At 64.7% G+C, this 26056-nt stretch carries 28 protein-coding genes; 17 read left to right on the plus strand and 11 right to left on the minus strand.

Going from position 1 to position 26056, the window contains the following annotated elements; translation table 11 throughout:
• The first annotated feature begins 74 nt into the window (after nt 1–74).
• From DFR52_RS09140 to rnhA, 9 genes are all read left to right on the plus strand, one after another.
• A complete protein-coding gene (locus tag DFR52_RS09140; protein WP_110031626.1) occupies nt 75–1022 on the plus strand; it encodes a heme o synthase in 948 nt (315 codons plus the stop codon).
• The gene (locus DFR52_RS24595) at nt 1023–1175 is read left to right on the plus strand and encodes a hypothetical protein (protein ID WP_170132243.1); all 153 of its coding nucleotides are present in this window, start codon (nt 1023–1025) and stop codon (nt 1173–1175) included.
• Between the two features lie 11 nt (nt 1176–1186).
• Complete coding sequence (locus DFR52_RS09145) at nt 1187–1795, plus strand: cytochrome c oxidase assembly protein (RefSeq protein ID WP_110031627.1); 609 nt, start codon at nt 1187–1189, stop codon at nt 1793–1795.
• Nucleotides 1796–1857: 62 nt separating this feature from the next.
• Entirely contained in the window at nt 1858–2736 is an 879-nt protein-coding gene (locus DFR52_RS09150) for a cytochrome c oxidase subunit 3 (RefSeq protein WP_110031628.1), read from the plus strand.
• A gap of 97 nt (nt 2737–2833) precedes the next feature.
• Nucleotides 2834–3217 (plus strand): DUF983 domain-containing protein, encoded by a 384-nt coding sequence (locus DFR52_RS09155; protein WP_110031629.1) that lies wholly within the window; start codon nt 2834–2836, stop codon nt 3215–3217.
• Complete coding sequence (locus tag DFR52_RS09160) at nt 3210–3971, plus strand: SURF1 family protein (protein ID WP_110031630.1); 762 nt, start codon at nt 3210–3212, stop codon at nt 3969–3971. Before DFR52_RS09155 ends, DFR52_RS09160 begins: the two co-directional genes overlap by 8 nt.
• A 77-nt stretch (nt 3972–4048) precedes the next feature.
• Nucleotides 4049–5047, plus strand: a complete 999-nt coding sequence (ispH, locus tag DFR52_RS09165; RefSeq protein ID WP_110031631.1) for a 4-hydroxy-3-methylbut-2-enyl diphosphate reductase — start codon at nt 4049–4051, stop codon at nt 5045–5047.
• Between the two features lie 2 nt (nt 5048–5049).
• Nucleotides 5050–6027, plus strand: a complete 978-nt coding sequence (locus tag DFR52_RS09170) for a homoserine kinase (protein ID WP_110031632.1) — start codon at nt 5050–5052, stop codon at nt 6025–6027.
• Complete coding sequence (rnhA, locus tag DFR52_RS09175) at nt 6024–6461, plus strand: ribonuclease HI (protein WP_110031633.1); 438 nt, start codon at nt 6024–6026, stop codon at nt 6459–6461. Before DFR52_RS09170 ends, rnhA begins: the two co-directional genes overlap by 4 nt.
• 48 nt (nt 6462–6509) lie before the next feature.
• Here rnhA and DFR52_RS09180 read toward each other — a convergent pair whose 3' ends face one another.
• Nucleotides 6510–6998 (minus strand): peroxiredoxin, encoded by a 489-nt coding sequence (locus tag DFR52_RS09180; RefSeq protein ID WP_110031634.1) that lies wholly within the window; start codon nt 6996–6998, stop codon nt 6510–6512.
• 226 nt (nt 6999–7224) lie between these two features.
• Nucleotides 7225–8076 (minus strand): protein-disulfide reductase DsbD domain-containing protein, encoded by an 852-nt coding sequence (locus DFR52_RS09185; RefSeq protein ID WP_110031635.1) that lies wholly within the window; start codon nt 8074–8076, stop codon nt 7225–7227.
• Nucleotides 8077–8226: 150 nt separating this feature from the next.
• On the opposite strand from DFR52_RS09185, the gene DFR52_RS09190 reads away from it, so the two are divergent.
• Complete coding sequence (locus DFR52_RS09190) at nt 8227–8853, plus strand: YqgE/AlgH family protein (protein ID WP_110031636.1); 627 nt, start codon at nt 8227–8229, stop codon at nt 8851–8853.
• A 24-nt stretch (nt 8854–8877) separates the two neighbouring features.
• Here the strand turns inward: DFR52_RS09190 and DFR52_RS09195 are convergent, their stop codons facing one another.
• From DFR52_RS09195 to thrC, 5 genes are all read right to left on the minus strand, one after another.
• Nucleotides 8878–9648: a Stf0 family sulfotransferase gene (locus DFR52_RS09195; RefSeq protein WP_110031637.1), complete on the minus strand. Its 771-nt coding sequence runs from the start codon at nt 9646–9648 to the stop codon at nt 8878–8880.
• Between the two features lie 459 nt (nt 9649–10107).
• Entirely contained in the window at nt 10108–13038 is a 2931-nt protein-coding gene (locus DFR52_RS09200; RefSeq protein ID WP_110031638.1) for a sensor domain-containing phosphodiesterase, read from the minus strand.
• Nucleotides 13035–13658 (minus strand): GNAT family N-acetyltransferase, encoded by a 624-nt coding sequence (locus DFR52_RS09205; protein ID WP_110031639.1) that lies wholly within the window; start codon nt 13656–13658, stop codon nt 13035–13037. The genes DFR52_RS09200 and DFR52_RS09205 overlap by 4 nt, the downstream gene beginning before the upstream one ends.
• Before the next feature lie 21 nt (nt 13659–13679).
• Complete coding sequence (locus DFR52_RS09210) at nt 13680–14975, minus strand: M16 family metallopeptidase (RefSeq protein ID WP_110031640.1); 1296 nt, start codon at nt 14973–14975, stop codon at nt 13680–13682.
• A gap of 17 nt (nt 14976–14992) precedes the next feature.
• Nucleotides 14993–16390 carry a threonine synthase gene (gene thrC / locus DFR52_RS09215; RefSeq protein WP_110031641.1) on the minus strand — a complete coding sequence of 466 codons (1398 nt, stop codon included), beginning with the start codon at nt 16388–16390 and terminating at the stop codon, nt 14993–14995.
• 160 nt (nt 16391–16550) lie between these two features.
• Here thrC and DFR52_RS09220 point away from each other — a divergent pair, with 160 nt between their 5' ends.
• Nucleotides 16551–17111, plus strand: a complete 561-nt coding sequence (locus tag DFR52_RS09220) for a hypothetical protein (protein WP_110031642.1) — start codon at nt 16551–16553, stop codon at nt 17109–17111.
• Between the two features lie 396 nt (nt 17112–17507).
• Here DFR52_RS09220 and DFR52_RS09225 read toward each other — a convergent pair whose 3' ends face one another.
• Nucleotides 17508–18197 (minus strand): HAD family hydrolase, encoded by a 690-nt coding sequence (locus DFR52_RS09225; RefSeq protein ID WP_110031643.1) that lies wholly within the window; start codon nt 18195–18197, stop codon nt 17508–17510.
• Between the two features lie 115 nt (nt 18198–18312).
• Here DFR52_RS09225 and DFR52_RS09230 point away from each other — a divergent pair, with 115 nt between their 5' ends.
• The 4 genes from DFR52_RS09230 to DFR52_RS09245 all read left to right on the plus strand — a co-directional run bounded on the left by DFR52_RS09230 (nt 18313) and on the right by DFR52_RS09245 (nt 20927).
• Complete coding sequence (locus DFR52_RS09230) at nt 18313–18954, plus strand: cysteine hydrolase family protein (RefSeq protein WP_158284915.1); 642 nt, start codon at nt 18313–18315, stop codon at nt 18952–18954.
• Nucleotides 18955–19079: 125 nt separating this feature from the next.
• The gene (locus tag DFR52_RS09235; RefSeq protein WP_110031644.1) at nt 19080–20213 is read left to right on the plus strand and encodes a site-specific DNA-methyltransferase; all 1134 of its coding nucleotides are present in this window, start codon (nt 19080–19082) and stop codon (nt 20211–20213) included.
• A gap of 172 nt (nt 20214–20385) precedes the next feature.
• The gene (locus DFR52_RS09240) at nt 20386–20607 is read left to right on the plus strand and encodes an antitoxin MazE family protein (RefSeq protein WP_110031645.1); all 222 of its coding nucleotides are present in this window, start codon (nt 20386–20388) and stop codon (nt 20605–20607) included.
• The gene (locus tag DFR52_RS09245) at nt 20604–20927 is read left to right on the plus strand and encodes a type II toxin-antitoxin system PemK/MazF family toxin (protein WP_110031646.1); all 324 of its coding nucleotides are present in this window, start codon (nt 20604–20606) and stop codon (nt 20925–20927) included. The genes DFR52_RS09240 and DFR52_RS09245 overlap by 4 nt, the downstream gene beginning before the upstream one ends.
• An 88-nt stretch (nt 20928–21015) precedes the next feature.
• On the opposite strand, the gene DFR52_RS09250 is transcribed toward DFR52_RS09245, so the two are convergent.
• Nucleotides 21016–21492 carry a YciE/YciF ferroxidase family protein gene (locus DFR52_RS09250; protein ID WP_110031647.1) on the minus strand — a complete coding sequence of 159 codons (477 nt, stop codon included), beginning with the start codon at nt 21490–21492 and terminating at the stop codon, nt 21016–21018.
• A gap of 159 nt (nt 21493–21651) precedes the next feature.
• Here DFR52_RS09250 and DFR52_RS09255 point away from each other — a divergent pair, with 159 nt between their 5' ends.
• Both DFR52_RS09255 and DFR52_RS09260 read left to right on the plus strand, forming a co-directional pair.
• Nucleotides 21652–22875 (plus strand): NAD(P)/FAD-dependent oxidoreductase, encoded by a 1224-nt coding sequence (locus DFR52_RS09255; RefSeq protein WP_110031648.1) that lies wholly within the window; start codon nt 21652–21654, stop codon nt 22873–22875.
• Nucleotides 22876–22970: 95 nt separating this feature from the next.
• Nucleotides 22971–24152 (plus strand): sensor histidine kinase, encoded by a 1182-nt coding sequence (locus DFR52_RS09260; RefSeq protein ID WP_110031649.1) that lies wholly within the window; start codon nt 22971–22973, stop codon nt 24150–24152.
• Nucleotides 24153–24168: 16 nt separating this feature from the next.
• Here DFR52_RS09260 and DFR52_RS09265 read toward each other — a convergent pair whose 3' ends face one another.
• On the minus strand, nt 24169–24801 hold the full coding sequence (locus tag DFR52_RS09265) for an HAD family hydrolase (protein ID WP_110031650.1): 633 nt from the start codon (nt 24799–24801) through the stop codon (nt 24169–24171).
• On the minus strand, nt 24798–25898 hold the full coding sequence (gene mutY / locus DFR52_RS09270) for an A/G-specific adenine glycosylase (protein ID WP_245415263.1): 1101 nt from the start codon (nt 25896–25898) through the stop codon (nt 24798–24800). The genes DFR52_RS09265 and mutY overlap by 4 nt, the downstream gene beginning before the upstream one ends.
• Nucleotides 25899–26056 lie beyond the last annotated feature (158 nt).

Below are 26056 nucleotides of genomic sequence, written 5' to 3' on the forward strand. Positions count from 1 at the left end.
CCGCCGGATCCACCGGCGGTCTGTCCTACTGTCCGGGAGATCAATCCGGACGCAAGCGAAAGTGGACCGCCTGAATGGCCATGACTGCTGAACACGATATGGGAGCGGCGCCGACCGAAGCCCTGTTCTCCGAAGGCAATGCGAGCGATTATTTCGCCCTGCTCAAGCCGCGGGTGATGTCGCTGGTCGTCTTCACGGCATTTGTCGGCCTGCTGCTCGCTCCCGGTTCCATCCATCCGGTCCTCGGCTTCATCTCGATTCTCTGCATCGCGGTGGGCGGCGGCGCCTCGGGCGCGCTGAACATGTGGTACGACGCCGATATCGACGCGGTCATGACCCGCACGGCCAACCGTCCGGTTCCCGCCGGCCGCATCGACGCCAGCTCCGCGTTCGGATTCGGCCTGTTCCTGGCCATCTTCTCCAGCGTCATGCTCGGTCTGATGGTCAACTGGGCAGCCGGCGCCCTTCTGGCCTTCACCATCTTCTTCTACGCCGTGGTCTACACGATCTGGCTCAAGCGCTCGACGCCGCAGAACATTGTCATCGGCGGCGCCGCCGGCGCCTTTCCTCCGATGATCGGCTGGGCCTGCGTCACCGGCACGGTGTCGGTCGAAAGCATCATCCTGTTCCTGATCATCTTCCTGTGGACGCCCGCCCATTTCTGGGCACTGGCGCTGTTCAAGTCGGGCGACTACGGCAAGGCCGGAATCCCGATGCTGCCCAACGTATCGGGTGAAAGCGTCACCAAGACCAACATCGTCGTCTATGCGGTGCTGACCGCCATCGCCGCCGTGCTTCCGACCGTGGCGGGATTTGCGAGCCTCGGCTATGGCGCCGTCGCCGCCGCTCTCGGGCTGGCCTTCATCTGGTACGCGGTGCAGGTGCGCCGCATGCCCGAGGGCGATGTCGCCATGATCGCCGCCAAGAAGATGTTCCGTTATTCGCTGGTCTATCTCTTCGTCATTTTCACGGCCCTGCTTGCGGACAATCTGCTGGCCCGCCTTTTCGCATGGGTGGCCTGAATGATCGATCGCGTTGAAATGACCGAAGCCCAGAAGAAGGCCCGCCGCAGCCGATCGGCCGCCATCGGAATCGCGCTCGCCATCCTGGTGGTGCTGTTTTACGTCGTGACCATCGTCAAGGTCGGTCCGGGCATCCTCAATCGGCCGCTGTGAGAGGGACCGGCATGACAGAGCAGAATCACCCCAATGAGCAGAAGCCCGGTCGCGGCCAGATGGGCATCGTCGTCGTCTGCTGCGCGTTCGTGGTCGGCATGGTCGGCATGAGCTATGCGGCCGTGCCGCTCTACAAGGCGTTCTGCCAGGCCACCGGCTACGGAGGAACCACCCAGCGGGTGGAGCAGGCGTCGGACCGCATTCTCGAACAGACGATCAATGTCCGTTTTGATTCCAATGTCGCGCCGGGCCTCGACTGGTCGTTCAAGCCGGACCAGCGGCAGGTCAAGCTGCGCATCGGCGAGACGACGCAGATTTCCTACACGGCCACCAACAATTCCGGCACCGCCGTCACCGGCCAGGCGACATACAATGTCACCCCGCAGGCGGCCGGTGCCTACTTCAACAAGATCCAGTGTTTCTGCTTTACGGAAACCACGCTGCAGCCGGGCGAGACGCTCGACATGCCGGTGGTGTTCTTCGTCGATCCGGCGATCGTCGATGAGGCGGAGACCAGGGACATCGGCACAATTACGCTTTCCTACACCTTCTATGCCCATGAGACGGAGAAACCCGTTGCAGCCTTGGCGGAGCCGGTGCAAGAGAAAGACAGTCTTTGAAACCTTGCAGCGCCGGGCGCCGTGCGCCCAGCTGGAAATGATGACTATCGGGGATGAGTGACATGGCAGACGCACACGAGACGCACCACGACTACCACATTATCGACCCGAGCCCGTGGCCGTTCATCGGCTCGGTCGGCGCGCTGATCATGGCCTTTGGCGGCATCACCTACATGCGCTATCTGTCCGATGACCAGATGCGGATGTTCGGCGTCAACATGGCGCAGCCGTGGATCTTCTACATCGGGCTCGCCGTCGTGCTCTACACGATGTTCGCCTGGTGGGCGGACACGATCAAGGAAGCCCATCAGGGCCACCACACCCGGGTCGTGTCGCTGCATCTGCGCTACGGCATGATCATGTTCATCGCCTCGGAAGTGATGTTCTTCGTCGCCTGGTTCTGGGCCTTCTTCGATGCAAGCCTGTTCCCGAACGAGGTTCACCAGGTCGCCCGAGCTGCCTTCACCGGCGGCCAGTGGCCGCCGGCCGGCATCGAGGTGCTCGATCCGCTGCACCTGCCGCTCTACAACACGGTGATCCTGCTGCTGTCGGGCACCACCGTGACCTGGGCGCACCACGCGCTGCTGCACAACGACCGCAAGGGCCTCGTCAACGGTCTCGTCCTGACCGTTCTGCTCGGCCTGTTTTTCTCGTCCGTGCAGGCCTACGAATACATCCACGCACCGTTTGCCTTCAAGGATTCGATCTACGGCGCGACCTTCTTCATGGCCACCGGCTTTCACGGTTTCCATGTCATCATCGGCACGATCTTCCTGATTGTCTGCCTTGTCCGCGCGATGAAGGGTGATTTCACCCCGAAGCAGCATTTCGGCTTCGAGGCGGCCGCCTGGTACTGGCACTTCGTCGACGTGGTCTGGCTGTTCCTGTTCTTCTCGATCTATGTCTGGGGTTCGTGGGGCGCGGCGCTGCACGTCGAATGACACCGGCCTCGGCCGATTGAAAATGCGGGGGGCGGCCGGGTGACCGGCCGCCTTCTTTTTTCACGGCCGCCGATGCGGTCAAATCTGGGAGTGCCGGATGTCCGAAGATGAAGCCCGTTTCCCGCCGGTGGATGCTGTCTCGGTGGGACTTCGCGGAATGTGCCCCCGCTGCGGTCAGGGCAAGTTGTTTGACGGGCTGCTCAAGCCCAAGGACCACTGTGCCAATTGCGGGCTGGATTACAACTTCGAGGATGCCGGCGACGGACCCGCGGTGTTCGTGATCCTGATCATGGGTTTCGTCATCGTCGGAATGGCGCTCTGGCTGGAGGTCAACTACGGTCCGCCGCTGTGGCTCCATATGCTGCTGTGGGTTCCCCTTGCCACCGTGCTGTGCCTTGGTCTGCTGCGCATGCTCAAGGGCCTGATGATCGCCCTGCAGTACCGCAACAAGGCAGCCGAGGGAAAGATCGACCATGGCTGACCGCGTCGTCCGGACTGGCCCCCGGAGGCCGGGACCCGTTGCCGTCATCGTTGTGCTCGCGCTCTTTGGCGTGCTCGTAACGCTCGGCACGTGGCAGGTCCAGCGGCTTGCATGGAAGGAAGGCCTGCTTGCCACGATTGCCGAACGGATGGCAGCCGGCCCGGTGCCCCTGGATGATGTCATCGCCATCCGGGAAGAAGGGGGCGATATCGAGTACCGCCCGACCCGCGTCAAAGGTCGGTTCCTCCACGAGCGCGAGCAGTTCTTCTTTGCCACGCTCGATGGCGCCACCGGCTATCACGTCTACACGCCGCTGGAGCGCGCCGACGGCTCGGTCATCTTCGTCAATCGGGGCTTCGTCGGCGTCGATTCCAAGGATCCCGCCAGCCGACAGGACGGGGAGATGGAAGGTGAGGTCACCGTGACCGGCCTGGCACGGAACCGTCTGGACGGAAGGCCGTCCATGATGGTCCCCGACAACGATCCGGCCAAGAATATCTTCTTCTGGAAGGATCTCGACGCGATGGCGAAGAATGCCGGCATCGACCGGTCCGACGGCAAGTTGATCGACTTCTTCGTCGACGCAGATGCGACACCCAATCCCGGCGGCCTGCCTGTCGGCGGCGTCACCATCATCAACATGCCCAACAGTCACCTGCAATACGCCGTCACATGGTACGGCCTCGCCCTGGCGCTGCTGGCGGTCTCGGCCGTCGTCCTGTTCCGCAAGCCCGGCGTACCGGACGCCGATTGAGCACGCGTCCTGCCGGCTCTTGACACGCACCCACCGGGCTCTGTCTAAAGGCAACCGTTGCAACCCCCGGAGCAATCATGAGCAAGCAAAAGCTGACGATCCGTCTGTGCGCGCCGCGCGGCTTCTGCGCCGGAGTGGACCGGGCCATCCAGATGGTGGTGCTGGCGCTGAAGAAATACGGCGCGCCGGTCTATGTCCGCCACGAGATCGTCCACAACCGTTTCGTGGTCGAGGGACTGGAGGCGATGGGCGCCATCTTCGTCGAGGAGCTCGACGAGATTCCGCCCGCCCATCAGGCCCAGCCGGTGATCTTTTCCGCCCACGGTGTGCCGAAGTCGGTGCCTGCCGACGCCGAAGTGCGCAAGCTGTTCTATCTCGACGCCACCTGTCCGCTGGTCTCCAAGGTGCACAAGCAGGCCATGCGCCACGAGCGGCTTGGCCGCCATGTCGTGCTCATCGGCCACAAGGGTCATCCCGAGGTGATCGGTACCATGGGACAGTTGCCCGACGGCGCGGTGACGCTGGTGGAAACCGTGGCGGACGTCGATGCACTGCCGGCCATGGATGTGGGCAATCTCGGCTTCGTCACCCAGACAACGCTGTCGGTCGATGACACCGCAGACGTCATCGCGCGACTGCACGAGCGGTTTCCCGGCATCACTGCGCCGGCCGCCGAATCGATCTGCTATGCCACGACAAACCGCCAGGAGGCGGTCAAGCAGTCCGCCCCGGGTTGCGACCTGTTCGTCGTCGTCGGCGCGCCCAATTCATCGAATTCCAAGCGCCTGGTGGAGGTGGCCGCCCGCGCGGGCGCCCGCAACGCCATCCTGCTGCAGCGCGCCCACGAGATCGACTGGGACGTCATCGGCGAGATTTCCGTGCTCGGCGTCTCCGCCGGGGCATCTGCGCCGGAGGTGGTGGTCGACGAGATCATCGAGGCCTTCCGCTCCCGCTATGACACCACGATCGAGATCGCCGAAACCGTGCGCGAGACCGAGAATTTCCTCGTCAACCGCGAGCTCCGCGATGTAGAGCTGACCGCGGCCGACATGGCCTTCGTCAACGGAGTCCGCTGAGCATGGCCGTCTACACCGATGTCAACGAGGAGCAGCTGCGCGCCTTTCTCGGCGAGTATTCCATCGGCTCGCTGTTGTCCTACAAGGGCATCGCGGAAGGGGTGGAGAACACCAACTTCCTGCTTCGCAGCTCCGGTGGCACCTATATCCTGACGCTCTATGAAAAGCGGGTCAATCGCGACGACCTGCCGTTCTTCCTCGGCCTGATGGATCACCTGGCAGCCAAGGGCCTGACCTGCCCGGTCCCGGTCCCGCGCCGGGACGGCGAGTTGCTCGGCTCGCTTGCCGGCAGGCCCGCGGCCCTCGTCTCGTTCCTCGACGGCACCTGGCTGCGTCGGCCAGCGCCGATCCATTGCGGAGAGGTCGGGCGCGCGCTGGCAACCCTGCATGTCGCCGGCAACGACTTCCCGCTCGTCCGCCCCAATGCGCTGTCGGTGGCGAGCTGGCGGCCGCTTTGGGACAAATCGCGCGAGCGCGCCGACGAGGTCGAACCGGGCCTCGCCGACGAGATCGACGCCGATCTCAGGGCGCTCGAGGCCGGCTGGCCCGATGATCTGCCAGCGGGCGTCATCCACGGCGACCTGTTCCCGGACAATGTCTTCTTCATCGGCGACCGGTTGTCCGGGCTGATCGATTTCTATTTCGCCTGCAACGATCACTTCGCCTATGACGTGGCCGTCTGCCTCAATGCCTGGTGTTTCGAGGGCGATGGGTCCTTCAACCTGACCAAGGGCATGGCGCTGCTCGACGGCTATGCCTCGGTGCGCTCGCTGGAACCGCGCGAGACGGCGATCCTGCCGCTGCTCGCCCGTGGTGCGGCGCTTCGCTTCTTCCTGACCCGGCTGCATGACTGGCTGACAACGCCCGAAGGAGCGCTGGTGGTCAAGAAGGATCCGCTCGAATATCTGCGCAAGGTCCGCTTCCACCGCCGCATAACCAGCGGCTACGACTACGGCTTGCGCCAGGAGATCCCATCGTGAAACAGGTCGAAATCTACACCGACGGTGCCTGTTCGGGCAATCCCGGGCCCGGCGGCTGGGGCGCCGTCCTGCGCCACGGCGAGACGGAGAAGGAACTCTTCGGCGGCGAGGCCAACACCACCAACAACCGCATGGAACTGCTGGCGGCGATTTCCGCCCTGCAGGCGATGAAGAGCCCGTGCGAGATCGATCTCTACACCGATTCCAAATATGTCATGGACGGGCTCGGCAAATGGATCTTCGGCTGGAAGAAGAACGGCTGGAAGACCGCCGACAAGAAGCCGGTCAAGAATGTCGAGCTGTGGCAGGCGCTCGATGCGGCGCGCCAGATCCACAAGCTGACGCTGCACTGGGTCAAGGGCCACGCCGGCCATCCCGAGAACGAGCGCGCCGACGAGCTGGCCAGAAAAGGCATGGCGCCGTTCAAGAAATGAACGACGCCATGGACTGCGCGAAACCGGCGGTGCGGGATCGGCTACGGCTCAGAGCTGTTCCAGCAGCGCTGCCGCGCCCGATGTGACGGCGGAGCCCGGCGTGTCCTCGATGTTGAGCGCCGTGACCTTGCCGTCCTCGACGATCATCGAATAGCGCTGCGAGCGGATCCCGCCGAGCGCACCGGCGGAAGCGTCCAGTTCGAGACCGACGGCCTTGGTGAAGACGGCTGCCTGGTCGGAAAGATAGCGGATCTTGCCTTCGCCGCCGGTGGCCTTGGCCCATGCGCCCATCACGAAGGCGTCGTTGACCGCGATGACCGCAATCTCATCCACGCCCTTGGCGAGGATGGCGTCGCGGTTTTCAAGATATCCCGGCAGATGGTTGAGATGGCAGGTCGGCGTGAAAGCGCCGGGGAGGGCGAAGACAACCACCTTCCGACCAGCGAAGAAATCGCTGCTGGCCACGTCGGCAATGCCGTCAGGACCCTTCTCCTTGAATGTCGATGCGGGCAAAGCGTCCCCAACTGAAATCGTCACGTGGCACTCCTGGGTTGGTGGTTGGCGGATGTCGGTGCGCCATAGATATGGTTTCCCGTGGCCGTGTCGAGGGGCAGGGCGCAAAAAGCCTGTGAACGGCCGCCGACCGGCGATCGGGATCCGGCGGCTTCGGGCCCTTTCAGACGAGAGCGGCATCGCCGGTCCAGGACCATGTGGCGAAGCGTCAGCATGCAGCGCCGCCGCGATCTGGGAAAACGAGAAGCGCTCAGCGCAACTCCGCCCGGGTGGCGATGGCGCGCTGTCCAAGCGTGACCACCAGATCAACGGGCACCGCCGTGCCGGCATCCGCCGATTTCGGCCTGCCCACGACGGGCACCGAATAGCGGGCGGTGCCATCTTCCGACGCGAGAAGCTGCGGCGGCGCGAAGGCCCAGCCTTCGGGACCGGCCACGAACAGCGCCGGAGCCAGGCCGGCCGGGCGGAACCCGGGTAGACTGACGCTGACTTCGAGCGCGGAGCGGTCGGCGGCGAAAGCCGCAGCGGTGACTGCGAAATCCTCTGCCGGCGGTTCCGCAAGCGCCTGGAAGGCGGACGCCACCTCCCGCGCGGCGACGCTGTCGGCGTCTGCCGCAGCGGGAACCGCAATCGACAGGCTGGCCTGGAACGGGACGCAGATGTCCGAACAGATGCCGATGAAGACCTCCGCGTTCAGCTCGGCGTCTCCGCTGCCGGTGCGCTCGAGCACAAGCGGGAACTTGACCGGGTGCTTGTAGCCCGACCAGACCGAATAGCCATCATCGACGCGTACCGGCGGCGGATAATCGACGCGTCTCAGCGAAAGGCCCTTGCTCGCGGAGAGGTCTATGCTGGGGGGAATGCCGCTGCCGCCCGGATCGATCCAGTAGGTTTTCCAGCCCGGCGCCAGGTCGATGTCGAGCGCGCCCGCGAGGCTGCCGTCGGCTTGCGGAGAAGGATCGACGACCAGCCGCATGCGGCCGCCCTCGGTCTCCGCCCAGCCGCTGTCGAGGGCCAGCGCCGGAAGCGGCACCAGCCCCGCGATGGCAAGTGTGGCAGCGGCGAAAATCGGGGCGGATGGAGCGAAGCGTGCGGTTTTCATGCCCGACAATAGCCGCCGATTGCGGCGGAATCCATCCGGGGTTAATCGCGCCGGGTCATATTAACGTGAGCGGTCAAGTGCATGCGGGCCGACGCGCGCCTCGTGACAAATCGCCCTTTCCAAATGGCCCAAACTTGCTAGGCTTGTCGAATGGGAACCAACATACCCAAGTCTGCCGATCGCAAGAGAGGGTGCCTTGACGGGCATTTCCTCATTGCCATGCCGGGCATGAACGACGAGCGGTTCATCCGCACGGTCATCTTCATCTGTGCCCATTCCGAGGATGGCGCCATGGGTTTCGTGCTCAACCGGGCTCAGCAGATCAGCTTCCCGGAGCTGGTGCAGACGCTGGGTCTTGACGACCGTCCGGCGCGCAAGGGCGTTTCCGACCGCCAGGGCATCTGCCAGGGATCGATCGATTTTCCAGTGCTTTCGGGAGGCCCCGTCGATCCGGGCCGGGGCTTCGTGCTGCATTCCGACGACTACATCAGCCCGGCGACGATGCCGGTCAACGACGATTTGTGCCTGACGGCGACGGTGGACATCCTGCGCGCCATCAAGGACGGCGAAGGCCCGTTGCGGGGCATCCTGATGCTCGGCTATGCCGGCTGGGGCCCTGGGCAGCTGGAAAGCGAGATCGCCGCCAACAGCTGGCTGAGCTGTCCTGCCCGCGACGACCTGGTCTTCGACCAGGAGCTCGACGGCAAGTATGACCGTGTGCTGGCGATGATGGGCGTGGCGCCTGCCATGCTGTCGATGCAGTCCGGCCACGCCTGACCACACCCTGGTGCGGACGGAAAGCTAGCCAGACGCAGACATGTCGAACTGGGAGCGGAAGCGCGCAACCCAATCCTCACTCGTGGCATCGGCGAGCTTCCTCACACCCGGCGTCACGCTGCTGGCTGCGTGGGGATCGAGCCCGAGCCGCCCGAGTAGATCGCGCAATGTTGCGACCGGGTTTTCGGAAAGCGCATCATAGGTGATGCGCAGCGGTTCGATGTCTTGGGCCTCGAACCAGTCCATCCAGTCGCGGTCGTAGTCCTGCATCGTCTTCACGCACGCCTGGATTTCTCCGGCATCGTAGATGGGGTCCCTGTGTGGAGAGAGCCGCTCCAGCTCGGTGCCGTCGGGCGCCAGGTGCCACAGGCCGCTCTGCTCCGCCTTCACCCAGGAGACGGCCTGTCCGATCTTGTCGCGCCGCGTCAGATGCACGAACAGCGTCCGCCCGAAGGCCGCCTGAAACCGCAGGGCATCTGTTGCCGGCGATGGATAAAGCACAGCCAGCTTTTCGGTGAAGAAATCGAAACTGTGTCGCTGCAGGCGCAGCCCGAAAAGACCTGTCTCAAGGCTTCCTTTCGCGATCACGGCTTTGAAGATTGCTGCAAGAAGCTCGCGCTCCGAGGCGCCGGGCACGGCGCCGACCTCGAGATCCTCACGCCAAGCCTCGATCGACAGCCGGTGAAAATAGGACTCCGGATTTCCGGCGACGCCGGTTGCTGCCATAAGCCTGCACAGCAGCGTGCTGCCGCTGCGCGGCGAGGTGCAGATCACGCACGAATCGTATTTCGCCATTGTCTCACCGGGAACCGCGTTGCATCGCCTGTCGCCTTAGGCCGGAGATATGGCAGTTCCATGTCAGCGGCGCGCGAAAGCAGCCTGCCGGCCGGCTTCGGGCTTGGGGAATGCGCCTCCGCATGCTTGCCACTAAAGCACATCGCGTGAATTCAGATTCACGCGATGTGCTTTAGCTCTTTGTGATTATGCATGCCGTCATCCCGAAACCGCTGCACACTTTCGGGCGACATGCATTAAGCATAGGAATTCGCGCAGGGATTCGAAAAGGCGTCAACCACATCAAACTTCAAGCTGAGACACTATCCAATTTCGTTCGGCACCTGCACAGAGAGAGACTGCAGCTTTTCCGCCACCCAATGCTTGTAACCCGAAAATGTGCGGCGATTTAGGGAGCAGGGCAGGCACATCGCACAGCGCTGAAGCACATTGCATGCATCCGAACTGACACGATCTGCCTTAATGCCTGCTGGCGAGCGGAAACCGCTCCTTGAGCAGTTTCTGCACCGATTCCGAGCCGATCGGCGGGCCGAACAGGAAGCTCTGGCCGTAGTCGCAGCCCATGGCCGAGAGCGCCACCGCGTCCTCTTCCGTGGCAATGCCTTCGGCCACCACCGACATGCCCAGCTCCTTGGCGAGGCCGACGATCGACCGCAGCAGCACGCTGCGCTTTTCCGACGGGTCGCAGACCAGCGACTTGTCGATCTTGATGGTGCCGAAGGGAAAGCGGGTGAGGTAGGACAGCGACGAATGGCCGGTGCCGAAATCATCGAGCGACAGGCCGATGCCGGCCTCGCGCAGCCGCGACAGGGTCAGCAGTGCCTGCTGCGGATTGTGCATGACCAGCGATTCGGTCAGTTCCAGCCGGAAGCAGGACGGGTCGCAGCGGGAATCAGAAATGGCGGCGATGACGTCGTTGCACAGGTCGCTCTTGAGCAATTGCGCGCTCGACAGGTTGACCGACATGAACACCGGCACGTCTCCGACCGCGCGCTGCCATTGCGCCAGGTCGTCGGCGGCGCATTTGAGCGAATACATGCCCAGCTGCAGGATCAGATCGGAGCTTTCGGCCACCGGAATGAACTCGGATGGCGGCACGGTGCCGCGCTTGGGGTCCTCCCAGCGCAGAAGCGCCTCGAAACCGGCGATCTCGGCGTCTTCGAGCCGCACGATCGGCTGATAGGCAAGCGTCAGGTCGCCGCGTTCGAGCGCCCGCTTGAGGTCGGATTCGAGCCGGTGGCGGTCGGTGCCGACGGTGCGGAACGCCGGCCGGAAAGGCTCGATCCGGTTGCCGCCGAACCGTTTGGCCTGGTACATGGCCAGTTCGGCGTCCTTCACCAGTTCGTCGGGAATGGCATTGTCGTCCACCCAGGTGACAAGGCCGATCGACGCCGACAGCTTGATCTCCTGGTTGGCGAAATCGATCGGCACGGAGATGGCCTTTCCCAGCGCCTCGGCAAGGGCGGCAACCTTCGCGGCGTCCTGTTCGGACACCAGCAGCAGGCCGAACTGGTCTCCGGAGATCCGCGCCAGCGTGTCCTGCGGCTGCAGCAGGCGCTTGAGGCGCCGCGTGACCGCCAGGAGAATGGTGTCGCCCACCGACATGCCGAGCCGGTCGTTGACCAGCTTGAAGCGGTCGAGATCGATCATGAACACCGTGGGCCGGACATTCGGGCTCTGCGCGGCCAGCCCGATGACGGTCGCCAGCCGGTCCAGGAACAGCTGGCGGTTGGGCAGGCCGGTCAGATTGTCATAGACGGCGTCGTGCAGCAGCCGGTCCTCCGACGTGCGCTGTTCGGTGACGTCGATGATGGTGCCGACACAGCGGATGACTTCGCCGTTGGAGCCCAGTACGGGGCGGGCCCGCAGCGCCATCCAGTGATAGTGGCCGTCCTCGGCGCGCATCCGGAACTGGTGGTTAAGCCGGCCGCGGCGATGCTCGATCATCACGTCGAGCGTGGTGCGGAAGCGGTCCCGGTCGTCGGCGTGGATGCGCGGCAGCCAGTTGCGGGCCGGACCGCTGAGCGAATTGGGTGACAGGCCCAGCTGCGAGGACATGTCCGGGATGGTGACGATGCGGTCGCGCGCCACGTCCCAGTCCCAGACCGTGTCGCCGGAGCCCGCCAGCGCCATCGCCTGGCGCTCCATGTCGGTGAACAGGCCCTGCTGGTAGGCGCCGCCTGCGAAGGCATGCTGCATGACCGTAAATCCCATCAGCAGCACGATCAGCACCAGGCCGCCGCCAAGCGCCGGCTGGACGATGTCGTTGGACAACTGCCCTGTCACCGTCAGCCAGGCGGCAAAGAGCCAGCACAGGATCAGTGCCCAGGTCGGGATCAGCATGATCGCGCGGTCGTAGCGGTTGATGCCCAGATAGGCGATGAGACCGACACCGAGGATCGTGGTCGCCGAAAACGATATGCGCGCGATACCGGCAGCCACCGCCGGATCATAGACGGCGACGGCGAACAGGCCGCCGAGGCCGAGGATCCAGGCGAACGTGACGTAGGTCAGGTTGGAATGCCAGCGATTGAGATTGAGATAGGCAAACAGGAACACCACCAGACCGGTGGCGAGAAACACCTCGGTGGAGGCGCGCCATATTCGCTCGTCGCCGGGCGTGACGCTGATCAGCTTCGAGAGAAAGCCGAAATCGACGCTGACATAGGCCAGCACCGCCCAGGCCAGTGCCGCCGTCGCAGGCAGCATCGAGGTGCCCTTGACCACGAAGAGGATGGTGAGGAACACGGCAAGCAGTCCGGCGATGCCGAGCACGATGCCGCGATAGAGGGTGAATGCGTTGACCGTGTCCTTGTAGGCCTCCGGCTCCCAGAGGTAAATCTGCGGCAGTTCGGGCGATGCCAGTTCCGCCACGAAGGTGATGACGGTGCCCGGATTGAGCGTGATGCGGAAGACGTCGTCCTCGTCATTGGGCACCTGATCAAGGGCGAAGCCCTCGCTCGGGGTGATGCCGAGAATGCGCTGCGAGCCCAGATCGGGCCAGATCAGTCCCGACTTCACCAGGCGAAAATGCGGAGCCACGATCAGCCGGTCGATCTGTTCGTCACTGACATTGGCAAGCGCGAACACCGCCCAGTCGCCGCTGTGTTCGGGGGAACTCGAGCGCACCTCGATGCGGCGGACAATGCCATCGGTGCCGGCCGCGGTCGATACCTGGAAGGCTTCTCCGCGGCGCGAGTAGATCTCCGTCGTCGCGGTCAGGTCGAGAGCCGTGTCCTCGCGGCTGATCTTGATGGGTTCCACCGCATGGGCCAGACCGGAGCAGAGCAGGATCATGACCAGCGCCGTCAGCGCAACCAGCAACCGCACGGGCAGGATGGTCCGGGCGGGCGAGGCCGGCCACTGGGTCTGCTCTGTAATTGAAGTCATCCGGTCGCCTTGGTGGGCTTGGCATGGCGGTCACGCCAATCCTCGGCGATCAGCGCATACAGCAGGTGGTCGCGCCAGGCCCCGTTGATTTTCAGATAGCCGTTCAAGTAACCCTCGCGCCGGAAGCCGACTTTTTCAAGGAGATGCATGCTGCGTTCGTTATCGGGAATACAGGCCGCCTCGATCCGGTGCAACCGCATGCGCTCAAACACATGGGGAATGATGCTGCGAAGCGCGTCGTGCATCAGTCCCCGGCCGGCATGGGCCTCACCCATCCAGTATCCGAGCGTGCACGTTTCCGCGGCGCCCCGGCGGATATTGCCGATGGTGAGCCCCCCGACCAGTTGATTGGAACCCTTGAGGAAGATGAACAGCGGCGTGGCAAGCCCGCTTCCGTGATCGGCTTCGTAGCGTCGGATGCGGTACTGGAATGCGCTTCGCGTCAGGTCGTCATCGGGCCAGCGCGGCTCCCACGGCTCGAGGAACGCCCGGCTTCTGGTCCTCAGCGTGCTCCATTCGCCAAAATCCGCCAGCCGCGGAAGCCGCAGGAAGATCCTGTCGCCCGTAATCTGCAAGTCGTCAGATGCGCGGCTGCGAAAGCGGAAGGCCGGGCGGGGCATCTGCGATGCTGTCCCGCCTGCCTATTCGGCGGCGGCCGGACGCGGTGCGCCGGTCAGGCCGGAGGCCATGGTCTCGGTGTTCATCAGCTTGTCCACCGGCCCCACCGCCGAGACGGTCATCGGCGTGTTGAAGAAGATGCGGTGCGCCAGGTCGGTCAGACGTTCCGGAGTGATGGCATCGAGGCGTTCCATCAGTTCGGAATTCGGCACCGGACGACCGAACAGCAGCATCTGCCGGGCGATCTGGCTGGCGCGCGCCGCGGGGCTTTCCTGCGCCATCAGCAGGCCGGCGCGGGTCTGGGCCCGCGAGCGGTTGATTTCCGAGACGTCGACATGGTCGGCGACCTTGCCGAGTTCCGTCAGGATCACCGGCACCAGTTCGGCGAGATCATCCACTCCCGTGGCGGCATGAATGCCGAAGACGCCGGAATCCGAGAATCCCCAGTGAAACGCGTAGACCGAATAGCACAGCCCGCGCTTTTCGCGCACCTCTTGGAACAACCGCGACGACATGCCGCCGCCCAGGATGTTGGCGAGCAGTTGCGAGCAATAGAAATCGCGCACCTGGTAGGCACGGCCCTCGAAGCCGATGACCACCTGGGCGTCCATAAGGTCGCGCTTTTCCCGATAGTCACCGCCGGTATAGACGGCCTTCGGGATCGAGCGCAGCTGGGTGCCCGTGGGGGCGATGGTCGAGCCGAAGCGGTCCTCGACCATGCGCACAAAGGCGTCGTGCTCGATCGCGCCCGCTGCGACGACGACGATGCGGTCGCCTGTGTAGTGGCGGGCAAGATAGGCGCGCAGCTGCGCGGCGCTGAAGGAGCGGACGGTCTCGGGGGTGCCGAGAATCGGCCGGCCGATGGTCTGGTTGCGGAAGGCGGCCTCGGTGAAGCGGTCGAACACCACATCGTCGGGCGTGTCGTCGGCGGCGCCGATTTCCTGCAGGATGACGTGCTTCTCGCGCTCGAGTTCCGCCTCGTCGAAGGCAGAGCCGGTCAGGATGTCGGCGAGGATGTCGACCGCCAGGCCGACATCGGCCTTGAGCACGCGGGCATAGTAGGAGGTGGTCTCGGTCGATGTGGCGGCGTTGACCTCGCCGCCGACATTCTCGATCTCCTCGGCGATCTGCCGCGCGGATCGACGCAGGGTGCCCTTGAAGGCCATGTGCTCGAGCAGATGCGCCATGCCGTGTTCGTTGTCGGTCTCGTCGCGGGAACCGGCTTTGACCCACACGCCGAGGGCCACGCTCTCAAGATGGGCCATGGTCTCGGTTACGACGGTGATGCCATTGCCAAGACGGGTACTCTGCACAGTCATTCGTTCACTTTCCCCGGTCAGCGCACGGCCCTCGCGATGGCCAGAATATGGGCTTCCACCCGATCCTGTGTCGCAGGCAATACGTCGAACCGTTCCTCCCGTTGCATCAGATCAGAGAGCCACGCCGGAAGCGCCGGGTCAATACCGCAGGCGGATTTAACCGCAGCGGGAAATTTCGCCGGGTGCGCGGTCGACAGCGTGACCATCGCCGCCGCCGGGCGTTCCGCCTTCGCCGCCACCTGCAGCGCCACCGCGGTGTGCGGATCGACCACATAGCCGGTTTCGGCCTGCATCATCCGGATGATTTCCTTGACCTGGCGCTCGGTGGCGCGGCCGGCCGAAAACTCCTTGCGGATCGCCTTCAGGGCCGCCGCGCCGATCTCGAAGGCGCCCGATTGCTTGAGACCTGCCATGGCCTGCCGCACCTGGCCGGCGTCGCGGCCATGGGCATCAAACAGCAGCCGCTCGAAATTCGAGGAGATCTGGATGTCCATAGACGGCGAGGTGGTGGCCGAGACGCCGCGCATCTCGTAGCGGCCGGTCTTGAGCGTGCGGGCGAGAATGTCGTTCTCATTGGTGGCGATCACCAGCCTGGCGATCGGCAGGCCCATGCGCTTGGCGGCGTAACCCGCGAAGATGTCGCCGAAATTGCCTGTCGGCACGGTGAACGAGATCTTGCGGTCGGGGGCGCCGAGCGACACCGAGGCGGTGAAGTAATAGACGATCTGGGCCATGATGCGGGCCCAGTTGATGGAGTTGATGCCCGACAGCCGCACCCGGTCGCGGAAGGCGGTGTGATTGAACATCGCCTTGACCAGGTCCTGGCAGTCATCGAAATTCCCCTCGATGGCAAGCGCATGCACATTGGCCGCAGTCGACGTGGTCATCTGCCGCTGCTGCACGGGCGAGACGAGGCCCTTCGGGAACAGGATGACGATGTCGGTGCGGTCGCGACCGGCAAAGGCGTCGACGGCTGCCCCGCCGGTGTCGCCCGAGGTGGCGCCGACGATGGTGGCGCGCTCGTCGCGCTCCTCAAGCACATGGTCCATGAGCCGGGCGATGAGTTGCATCGCCACGTCCTTGAACGCCAGGGTCGGGCCGTGAAACAGCTCGAGGACGAAGGAATTGGCGCCCGTCTGCCTGAGCGGCGCGACTGCCGGGTGACGGAATGTCGCATAGGCCGCATCGATGAGTTCGCGCAGTTTTTCCGGCCGGATGTCGCCCTCGGTGAACGGCGACAGCACCCGATAGGCGATTTCCTGGTAGCTTTGCCCGCGCATGGCGCGGATGTCCTTGCGGGAAAATTGCGGCCATTCGCGTGGAACATACAGGCCGCCGTCGCGGGCAAGTCCCGCCAGCAGTGCATCGCTGAAGCCAAGTGATGGGGCTTCGCCCCGTGTCGAAATATAGTCCACAGGCAAATTCCCCGATGGTGGACGCGGATCGCGCGAGATGAGATAACGCCGGTCGATTTTTCGCCGCGCGGCTGGTATAGACCAAGCCAGTTCGTCATGCAAAGGTCCAATTCCGGCGTCATCCGGTCCTTGCATTCACCTGTTTGAAGGTAGGTTCATCGTGTCAGACAAGTTCCCGCGTTTTCTTCCGGCCATCTTCGCCGTCGCTCTGGTTGCCGGCTGCACATCGACGGACACTGAAAATGTGCTCAATCCGCGCGGCCAGACCGCCGTCGATGCGGCGACCCAGTCGCAGGTCGTGCAGGGCAAGTGCCCGGCCGTGGCGCTGCGCGAGGGGACTGCCTATTTCTCCACCTATGCCAAGGGCGGCGAGAAGGACAAGGACCCTTCCAAGGTCATGCAGCAGGCCTCGATCGCCGACACGACGCGCCAGTGCCGGGTGTCGGGCGACCAGATGATCATGACAGTCGTGGCCTCCGGCAGGCTGGTCGCCGGTCCGGCCGGTGGCGCCGGCTCGGTGGAGCTGCCGGTCCGCGTGGTCGTGCTCGAGGGCGAGACGGTGCTCTATTCGGAACTTCAGCGCCAGGCCGTGACGCTGCCCGAGGGCACGCTCACCACCCAGTTCGTCGTCACCAATTCCGAGGTGACCTTCCCGGCGGCCTCCGCCGGCAGCGCCCGGGTGTTCATCGGCTTCGACCCGGGTCCCTACAACACAAAGTAAGACGCTGAGGCGGTTTCGCCGCCGGTCGGGCCGGTGCGCACGGCAGGCGATGCGTGGAATATGGCCGCTCGCGGATTCCGTGGGCTGCTTTTCTGTCGGCTGACCGCTGCCGGATCTGGCGATGGCGGATTGGGTGGCTTCACCCCGCCCTTCGAGGGTGGCTGACGCGGCCGCCTCGGGATGAGGGTGAAGGGCGGCGCAGCCCTTCCGCCGTCATGCCGGACTTGATCCGGCATCCAGCGGGCTCGCGTCCGCGAGCCGGGGGGACTTTTTGATGCGTGTGCGGGATGAGTCTCGCACCGCTCACGCACGGCGCGCGACAGCGGACGCGGGGGACAGGGAGGGCTTCATCTTCCATCACCCTCGCCCCGTCTCCGGGTGTCGCGCCGATGCGGCTCAGATCAGCTCCGACCAGGCGCCGAGCGCCGCGATGGTGTCGGGCAGGTCGGCCATGCGGCGGATGACGGTCTCGGCGCCGGCGTCGGTGAGCTGGTCGGCGTGGCTGGGATAGCTGTGGGAGCCGCCGGTGAAGCCGATCACCCGCATGCCGGCGGCGCGCGCCGCATGCACGCCATGCACAGAATCCTCGATGACGATGGTCGATTTCGGATCGGCGCCCATCTGGGCCGCGCCATGCAGGAAGATGTCCGGCTTGGGCTTGGTGCGGCCTTCGCCCAGATCCCGGGCGGAATAGACATGCTCGCCGAACAGCGGCGCCAGACCGGTCTTGGCCAGCATCATCTTCAGCCGGCCGGACTTGGAATTCGAGCAGACGCAGCGCGGACCGCTGAGCCGGGCGATGGCATCGGCTGCGCCGTCGATGGCCTCGACTTCGCGCTCCAGCCTGGCATCGAGCAACTCCTCGGACTTGTCGATCAGGCTCGCCTGCAGCGGAATGCTGGAGTCGGCTTCGACCGCAAACAGGATGTCCTTCCAGGTCAGGCCCGAAAAGCGCTCGCCGAGTTCTTCCGCGGAGATCGGGTAGCCGGCCTCGGTCAGCAGTGCCGATTCGAGGTCGGCGGCGATGACTTCGCTGTCGACGAGCACGCCATCGCAATCGAATATGATCAGTTCAAAGCCGGACATCTCTAAATTCCTAGGGGAGGGGATTGTCGTGAGCTACAGGATGGCAGGGGCGCGTGCAAGCCGATATGTTGCCATCCGCCGCCGCTGGCGCCGGCGGGAATCGGAAGGAGCCGCCATGACAGTCATCCTGATGACGGCGATCGCCGCGTTGCTCGGCCTCTGCCTCTACGCCATCGCCGGCATGTACCGGCTGCAGCGGCCGACCCGGGGGCCGCGCATCGACAAGGACGCGCGGCCCGGCGAGGCGCTGCTGATCATCGACATGCAGTCCGATTTCACCGGCAGGGGCGGAGGCTACCCGGCGGATGATGTCGAGGCGGTGATTTCGCTGATCAACGAGCACGCCTCCGACGCCTATGGGCGCGATTGTCCGGTCATCACCGTGCGCCACAGCTTTCTCGCGCGCTACGTCAATGTCTTCCTCCGTCTGCTGGCGAGGGGACGCGGCGCGGCCGGTTCCGCCGGCCTGGGTCTCGATCCGCGCCTCGAGACCGGGGTCGCGGCGGATTTCATGAAGCACCAGGCGGATGCCTTCTCGGCTCCGGAGTTCGAAGCCTGGCTCGATGCGCATCGCATCGGCCGGCTCAGCATTGCCGGTCGCGATGGCAACACCGGCATCAGGGCCACCGCGCAGGCGGCGCTCAACCGCGGCTACGAGGTGGAAATCCTCGCCCCGGCTGTGCTCGCCAGGGCCGAGCCGCAATGGCGCCTGCAGCAGCGCCGGCTGTCGCGCCGCGGCGCCAGGATCAGCATGTGACAGCGGATTGGCTGCCCGTGGCACAGTGCCGGCAAACATATTTTCGGATGCATTCACCGGTTGTTTACCCTGTTCGGTAACCATGGGGACAGTTTCCTGTTGCGTCTGTTGTGTGTGAGTATCCCATGTCCCCACGAGTATCGCTTTGTGACGTTCCTTCCGTCAGCGCGGCCCCGGCCTCCTGGCTCGACACCATCATAAAGGGTGATTGCGTCGCGGCGCTGGAAGCGCTGCCGGCCCATTCGGTCGACGTGATCTTCGCCGATCCTCCCTACAACCTGCAGCTCGGCGGCGACCTGATGCGCCCGGACCAGTCGATGGTCAACGCGGTCGACGACCACTGGGACCAGTTCGCCAGCTTCGAGGCCTACGATGCCTTCACCCGCGCCTGGCTGCTCGCCTGCCGCCGCGTGCTCAAGCCCAACGGCACCATCTGGGTGATCGGCTCCTACCACAACATTTTCCGGGTCGGTTCATCGCTGCAGGACATCGGCTACTGGCTGCTCAACGACATCGTCTGGCGCAAGACCAATCCGATGCCGAATTTCCGCGGCCGCCGCTTCCAGAATGCCCACGAGACCATGATCTGGGCCTCCCGCGACCAGAACGCCAAGGGTTACACCTTCAATTACGAGGCGTTGAAAGCCGCCAACGACGACGTGCAGATGCGCTCCGACTGGCTGTTTCCGATCTGCACCGGCGGCGAGCGGCTCAAGGGTGACGACGGCAAGAAGGTGCATCCGACGCAGAAGCCGGAAGCGCTGCTGGCCCGCATCCTGATGGCGTCGTCGAAGCCCGGCGACGTGATCCTCGATCCGTTCTTCGGCTCGGGCACCACCGGCGCCGTCGCCCGCCGCCTCGGCCGCCATTTTGTCGGCATCGAGCGCGAGCAGGAGTATATCGACGCCGCCCGCGCCCGCATCGACGCGGTCGAGCCGCTGGGCAAGGCGGAACTGACGGTGATGACCGGCAAGCGCGCCGAGCCGCGCGTCGCCTTCAACGTGCTGATGGAATCGGGTCACATCAAGCCCGGCGAAGTGCTCCACGACGCCAGGCGCCGCCACAAGGCAATCGTCCGCGCCGACGGCACAATCTTCGCCAACGGCCAGGCCGGATCGATCCACAAGATCGGCGCGCTGGTGCAGGGTTTTGATGCCTGCAATGGCTGGACCTTCTGGCACACCGACCGCAGCGAGGGTCTCAAGCCCATCGACGATCTGCGCTCGATCGTCCGCGCCGACATGGCCCGCGCCAGCTAGTCCGGCCGCGCCGCAGCAGCTTGCACCGGGTGTTTGTATACTCCAGTCCCCGGTGAAAGACGAAACGCCCGGGATCAGGTCCCGGGCGTTTCTGCGTTTTCGCGGAGACTTGCCACGTCTTGAACCACAGCCCCGTTCATGTTACATGTAACGGTGTTCAGGGAGAGCTGGCATGGTCAATCCGGTCAATGAGCGCGTTAAAAAGCGGCGGGATGCCATGCGTGCGGCGGGCCTGCGGCCGATCCAGATCTGGGTCCCTGATACCCGCAGGAAGGGGTTTGCGGAGGAATGCCGCCGCCAGGCGCGTATCGTCGCCGTGGCTGACGCCGCGGACGCCGACCTGATCGGATTTCTTGACGCCGCGTTGCAAGATATTGTCAGCATCGACGAATGAGACGCGGGGACATGATCACCGTAGCTCTGCAGGGCGCTTTTGGTAAGCCGCGTCCCGCACTGATTGTTCAGGCCGATCAGTTTCAAGACGCCGCGACGCTGACGGTAGCGCTTGTGTCGAGTGATCTCATCGAGGCGCCGCTCATGCGATTGTCCGTGATGCCGACACCGGAGAACGGGTTGCGCCTGCCGTCTCAGATAATGATCGACAAGCTGATGACAGTGAGCCGAGACAAAGTGGGAAAGCCTTTCGGCCGGCTTGATGACACATCCATGTTGGCAGTAGACCGCCTGTTGGCGCTGTTTCTGGGATTTGGTTAGAGCCATCCCAACAACAAAACAGCCCGACGCCGTGGGCATCGGGCTGTGATCCTGGCTAGCCGTCTTGCGGCTTCGCCTGTCCCATGTCTCAGGCGGCTTCGTTGACTTCCGAGACTGCGAGGTTGGTGAGCTTGGAGTTGGCGGCCTTTTCCTGGTCGAGGATGCTCGACAGCAGATCATGCGCCTCGGTGTGGCCCAGAACCTTTGCCCATTCCCGCAGCGTGCCGTAGCGGGCGATCTCGTAGTGCTCGACGGCCTGGCAGGCGCCGATCAGCATGGCGTTGAGCGCTTCGCCCTCGGCTTCCTCGATCAGGCCGTCGGTTTCCTTGATCAGGCCCTCGATGGCATCGCACTTCTCGCCTTCGGCCTTCTTGCCGATCGATTTGAACACCTTGTCGAGTGTCTTGATCTGTTCCTTGGTCTCGGCGAGGTGGGCTTCGACCGCATCCTTGAGCTTCTGGCTGGTGGCGGCCTTGGCGACCTTCGGCAGCGCCTTGGTCAGCGCGTTCTCGGCATAGTAGATATCCTTGAGGGTGTGTTCGAAGGCGTCGGACAGGGTTTTCATGGTGAACTCCGATTGGTTGGTGGCTGTCCTCAAACGTGCCAGACCCGGGGTCGTTCCACGGCCATGGCGTCAGAAGGCCTTTTTGCGGCATTCGGCGCCGGCGTCGGGAACGAAAGCCGACGCCACTTGTTAAGCGATGCTGAAACAAAGGGGCGCCCCATGGACACGACAACACGCAAGCGCGATCTGCGCGATTCGATGCCGCTCTGGGCGGCGACGCCCTCGATCAGCGTCATCACATCGAAATCCGCCGCCAGCCGCTCCTACGACGTCGTCATCGTCGGCGCCGGAATTTCCGGGGCGCTGGTGGCAGAGGCGCTCGCCGACGGCAGGCGCTCGATTCTGGTCATCGATCGCCGCAAGCCGGTGACCGGTTCGACCATGGCCTCCACTGCGATGATCCAGCACGAGATCGACGTGCCGCTGAGCGATCTGTCGCGGATGATCGGCGAGGAGAAGGCCGCCCGCGCCTGGCGCCGCTCGGCGGCCTCCGTCAAGGCGTTGAGCCAAAAGGTGAAGTCTCTGGACCTCGTCTGCAGCTGGCGCGACAAGCAGACGCTCTATCTCGCCGGCGAGGGCGGCGGCGCCCGAAAGCTGTCCGCTGAGTTCCGCGCCCGCCAGTCGGCAGGCCTCGAGGTCGGCTATGTCGATGGCGACACGGTGAAAGCCGATTATGGCATCGATCGCGAGGCGGCGCTCCTCAGCCAGGCATCCGCATCGGGAAATCCGGCGCAGCTTGCCGCCGGCCTGCTGCGCGCGGCGCGTGCACGCGGCGTCGAGATCGTCGAGGGCGTCGAGATCACTGACCTTTCGGAGTTCGGCGACCGGGCCGTGCTCGCCACGTCATCGGGTTCGCTGATCGACGCCGGCCACGTGGTCTTCTGCACCGGCTACGAGTTTCTCGAGCGCGTGCAGCAGAAGGGCCATTCCATCGCCTCGACCTGGGCACTGGCAACGCCGCCGGGCCTGGACCTGCCGGGCTGGCTGTCGGATACCCTGGTCTGGGAGGCCGCCGATCCCTACCTCTATTTCCGCATGACCCGTGACGGCCGGCTGATCGCCGGAGGCGAGGACGAGGGGGACCCGGAATCCTACCATTCCGAGGCCAAGATGCTTTCCAAGCCGAAGCGGATTCTCGAAAAGCTGTCAGATCTGCTCGGCGTCAAGCTGCCGGATCCGGAGTTCACCTGGTCGGCCGGCTTCGGCCTGACGCCCACCGGGCTTCCCTATATCGACCGCGTTCCCGGCATGAGCCGCGTCTTCGCCGTGATGGGCTTCGGCGGCAACGGCATCACCTTCAGCCAGATCGCCTCCGAGCTCATTGCAGGCGAGATCGGCGGCAAGCCGGACCCGGACCGGGACCTGTTCCGCATTCCCGCCTGAATGCGCGGCAAAACACTGGAGGAACCGAGCCGGGTGCAATACGTTGCTTTTTTTGGCCAACAATGGCCAGGCCCGACGCGGAACCGGGGAACCTCATGAACGCTTCGTATGCCCAGGACCTCGACATCATCGCCCGGATCGAGGCGATACCCAACATTCTCGATGTGGTGTGCAACGCCACCGGCATGGGATATGCGGCAGTCGCGCGAGTCACCGCCGACCGCTGGATCGCCATGAGCGTGCTTGATCGCATCAATTTCGGACTTGCAGCCGGTGGCGAACTGCAGGTCGAAACGACCCTATGCAACGACGTGCGTGAAAACCGCGGGCTTGTGGTCATCAACCACGTCTCGAAGGACGAGGTCTATTGCGGCCATCCGACGCCGGCGATGTACGGCTTCGAGAGCTATATTTCCGTCCCCGTGCGGCTTGCCGACGGCAGTTTCTTCGGCACGCTCTGCGCCATCGATCCGAAGCCCGCGCAACTGGCAAACCCGCAGATCGTCGGCATGTTCACGCTATTTGCCGAACTGATCGGCTTCCACATCGATGCCCAGCGCAAGCTGATGTCGGCCGAGGAAGCGCTTCTAGAGGAGCGCCAGGCCGCGCAGATGCGCGAGCAGTTCATCGCCGTTCTCGGCCACGACATCCGCAGCCCGATGGCCTCGATTTCCGCCGGAATCCAGATGCTCAAGCGCATGGCGCTCGAGCCCAAGGCCGACATGATCCTTCAGCGCATGGAGGCCAGCGTCGATCGCTCCATCACGCTGATCGGCAATGTCATGGATTTCGCCCGTGCCAGGCTCGCCGGCGGCATCGGCCTGCAGCGTTCCCGCGACGGCGAGACCTTGCTGCCCTACCTGCAGCAGGTGGTGGCGGAAGTGAAATCGGTCCATCCCGAACGCGATATCCGCTCCGAGCTCGATGTTCCGGAAGGGCTCGTCTGCGACCGGTCGCGCGTTTCCCAGTTGCTCTCCAACCTGCTCGGCAACGCGGTCAGTCACGGCAATCCGGACGGGCCCATCCTCGTCGTTGCCAGCCGGGACGGGACATGGTTCGAACTCGCGGTCACGAACCATGGCGATCCGATCCCCGCCGATGTGCGGGCCAGGCTGTTCCAGCCCTTCGCCCGCCGGGCCGGGGACGTGTCGCAGGGACTGGGTCTGGGGCTGTTCATCGCCTCGGAGATCGCCAAGGCGCATCAGGGCACGCTGCAGACTGAGTCCGGAGACGACCGCACGACCTTCACCTTGCGGATGCCGATCGGAGGCCGTTGAAGTCTGCTCTGCTGTTTCAGCGCCGCAGGCGCTCCATTTCGTAGCCGGCGAGATCCTTGCGCAGCTGCTCGGCATTGACGAAGCGGATCGCGTGCCAGCCGGCGTCGCGGGCGCCCTGCACGTTTTTCTCCACGTCGTCGATGAACAGGCAGAACCCCGGATCGAGATCGAAATCCGTTGTGTGGCGTTCATAGATGGCAGGCTCGGGCTTGAGCAGTTTCACGTCGCCGGAGACGGTGACGCCGCGCGGCACCTTCAGGAACGGATACATCTCCTGCGCCTGGCGGAACGTATCCGACGCGAAATTGGTCAGCATCGTCACGTCATGGCCGCTGTCGATCAGGTCGAGCATGATGGCGACGCTGTCGTCATAGGCGTGGCTGACCATCCGGTGCCAGTTCTCGCGGAAGGCGCGGATCAGCGGCGCCTTGTCGGGATGCTCGGCAATGAGGATCGCCTCGGCCTCTTCCCAGGTCCGGCCGCGGTCCTGCTCCATGTTCCACGCCGAGGTGCAGACGGTCTCGAGGAACTCGTGTCGCGCCGCGTCATCGGGGATCAGCGGCCGGTAGGCAATGTGTGGATCGTAGTGGATCAGGACAGAGCCGATGTCGAAGACGATGTGGCGGATCGGTGTGCGGGTCTCGATCATGGCTTGTCCTTGCTTGGCTTGCTTGCCGGCCGGTCCGGCGGAAAGGCTCCGGGCAGCGCGGCGGCGATGGCCTTTTTCATCAGCGTCGGCAGAGCCTCGCCGCCGATTTCCGCGGGCGAGCTCCACCAGCCGGGATGATTGCCGCGGTGTGCGACATCGGCGTGAAAGACGTCAAGCCGGAGCTCGAAATGGGTGAAGACATGGCTGACGGTTCCCGCGGGGGTCCATTCGGCCGGAAAGGGAGCTGCCTCGACGCCGGTCTCGCCGTCGCCGCGCACCGTCCAGTTGCTGGTCGGCACGCCGCTCATGCCCCCGAGCATGCCCTTGTCGGGCCGCCGCACCAGCAGCACGCCGCCGTCCGCGTCCACCGCAATGAAGGCGGCGCCGCGCCGCACCGGCTTGGCCTTTTTCGGCGCCTTGACGGGGAACTCCTCCTGCCGCCCGGACTTGCGCGCCGCGCAGCCGGTCGCCAGCGGGCAGAGCACGCAGGCGGGACGTCGCGGCGTGCAGATGGCGGTGCCGAGATCCATCAGTCCCTGGGCAAAATCGCCGGGGCGGGTGACGGGCGTGGCGTCTGCCACGTGTCGCCGGATGTCCGGCTTGGCCGCGGGAAGCGGCGTGGCGATCTCGAACAGGCGGGTGAACACCCGCTCGATGTTGCCGTCCACCACCGCCGCCGGCCGGTCGAAGGCGATCGCCGCGATTGCCGCGGCCGTGTAGGGACCGATGCCGGGCAGGGCGCGCAGCCCGGCCTCGCTGTCCGGGAACCGGCCGCCGTGATCGCGGACGATGGCCTCGGCGCAGGCCTTCAGGTTGCGGGCCCGGGAATAGTAGCCGAGCCCGGCCCAGGCCTTCATCACCTCCTCGGTCGGCGCGGCCGCCAGCGCCGCGACCGTCGGCCATTGCCGGACGAAGCTTTCGAAATAGGCCATGACCGCCGGAACCGTGGTCTGCTGCAGCATGATTTCCGACAGCCAGACCCGGTAGGGATCGTTGACGACGCCATGCGCCCGGTCCGGCGGACTGACCCGCCAGGGCAGGCTGCGGTGGTGCCGGTCGTACCAGTCAAGCAGGGGTGCGGCGATGCGGTTGGTCACGAGGTCAGGAATGATTGGTGTCTGCTTCGGGAATGCGGGATGCGTCAGTCCCCATGTAGTCGAATTCGGGGCTCAGGCAAGTGCCGCGTGGAAGCCATCGCCGGGCCTCTCCGCTATAGGCGGCGCACATCGCCGGTGGCGCTGCCCCGTGCCAAATT

This window comes from Hoeflea marina (assembly GCF_003182275.1).
Taxonomy (GTDB): domain Bacteria; phylum Pseudomonadota; class Alphaproteobacteria; order Rhizobiales; family Rhizobiaceae; genus Hoeflea; species Hoeflea marina.

Bases quoted from the DNA above. Each gene is read 5' to 3' on its own strand.
- DFR52_RS09140 (WP_110031626.1), top strand. From the start codon at position 75: ATGGCCATGACTGCTGAACACGATATGGGAGCGGCGCCGACCGAAGCC.
- DFR52_RS24595 (WP_170132243.1), top strand. From the start codon at position 1,023: ATGATCGATCGCGTTGAAATGACCGAAGCCCAGAAGAAGGCCCGCCGC.
- DFR52_RS09145 (WP_110031627.1), top strand. From the start codon at position 1,187: ATGACAGAGCAGAATCACCCCAATGAGCAGAAGCCCGGTCGCGGCCAG.
- DFR52_RS09150 (WP_110031628.1), top strand. From the start codon at position 1,858: ATGGCAGACGCACACGAGACGCACCACGACTACCACATTATCGACCCG.
- DFR52_RS09155 (WP_110031629.1), top strand. From the start codon at position 2,834: ATGTCCGAAGATGAAGCCCGTTTCCCGCCGGTGGATGCTGTCTCGGTG.
- DFR52_RS09160 (WP_110031630.1), top strand. From the start codon at position 3,210: ATGGCTGACCGCGTCGTCCGGACTGGCCCCCGGAGGCCGGGACCCGTT.
- ispH (WP_110031631.1), top strand. From the start codon at position 4,049: ATGAGCAAGCAAAAGCTGACGATCCGTCTGTGCGCGCCGCGCGGCTTC.
- DFR52_RS09170 (WP_110031632.1), top strand. From the start codon at position 5,050: ATGGCCGTCTACACCGATGTCAACGAGGAGCAGCTGCGCGCCTTTCTC.
- DFR52_RS09185 (WP_110031635.1), bottom strand. From the start codon at position 8,076: ATGAAAACCGCACGCTTCGCTCCATCCGCCCCGATTTTCGCCGCTGCC.
- DFR52_RS09190 (WP_110031636.1), top strand. From the start codon at position 8,227: ATGGGAACCAACATACCCAAGTCTGCCGATCGCAAGAGAGGGTGCCTT.
- DFR52_RS09195 (WP_110031637.1), bottom strand. From the start codon at position 9,648: ATGGCGAAATACGATTCGTGCGTGATCTGCACCTCGCCGCGCAGCGGC.
- DFR52_RS09200 (WP_110031638.1), bottom strand. From the start codon at position 13,038: ATGACTTCAATTACAGAGCAGACCCAGTGGCCGGCCTCGCCCGCCCGG.
- DFR52_RS09205 (WP_110031639.1), bottom strand. From the start codon at position 13,658: ATGCCCCGCCCGGCCTTCCGCTTTCGCAGCCGCGCATCTGACGACTTG.
- DFR52_RS09210 (WP_110031640.1), bottom strand. From the start codon at position 14,975: ATGACTGTGCAGAGTACCCGTCTTGGCAATGGCATCACCGTCGTAACC.
- DFR52_RS09225 (WP_110031643.1), bottom strand. From the start codon at position 18,197: ATGTCCGGCTTTGAACTGATCATATTCGATTGCGATGGCGTGCTCGTC.
- DFR52_RS09230 (WP_158284915.1), top strand. From the start codon at position 18,313: ATGACAGTCATCCTGATGACGGCGATCGCCGCGTTGCTCGGCCTCTGC.
- DFR52_RS09235 (WP_110031644.1), top strand. From the start codon at position 19,080: ATGTCCCCACGAGTATCGCTTTGTGACGTTCCTTCCGTCAGCGCGGCC.
- DFR52_RS09240 (WP_110031645.1), top strand. From the start codon at position 20,386: ATGGTCAATCCGGTCAATGAGCGCGTTAAAAAGCGGCGGGATGCCATG.
- DFR52_RS09245 (WP_110031646.1), top strand. From the start codon at position 20,604: ATGAGACGCGGGGACATGATCACCGTAGCTCTGCAGGGCGCTTTTGGT.
- DFR52_RS09250 (WP_110031647.1), bottom strand. From the start codon at position 21,492: ATGAAAACCCTGTCCGACGCCTTCGAACACACCCTCAAGGATATCTAC.
- DFR52_RS09255 (WP_110031648.1), top strand. From the start codon at position 21,652: ATGGACACGACAACACGCAAGCGCGATCTGCGCGATTCGATGCCGCTC.
- DFR52_RS09260 (WP_110031649.1), top strand. From the start codon at position 22,971: ATGAACGCTTCGTATGCCCAGGACCTCGACATCATCGCCCGGATCGAG.
- DFR52_RS09265 (WP_110031650.1), bottom strand. From the start codon at position 24,801: ATGATCGAGACCCGCACACCGATCCGCCACATCGTCTTCGACATCGGC.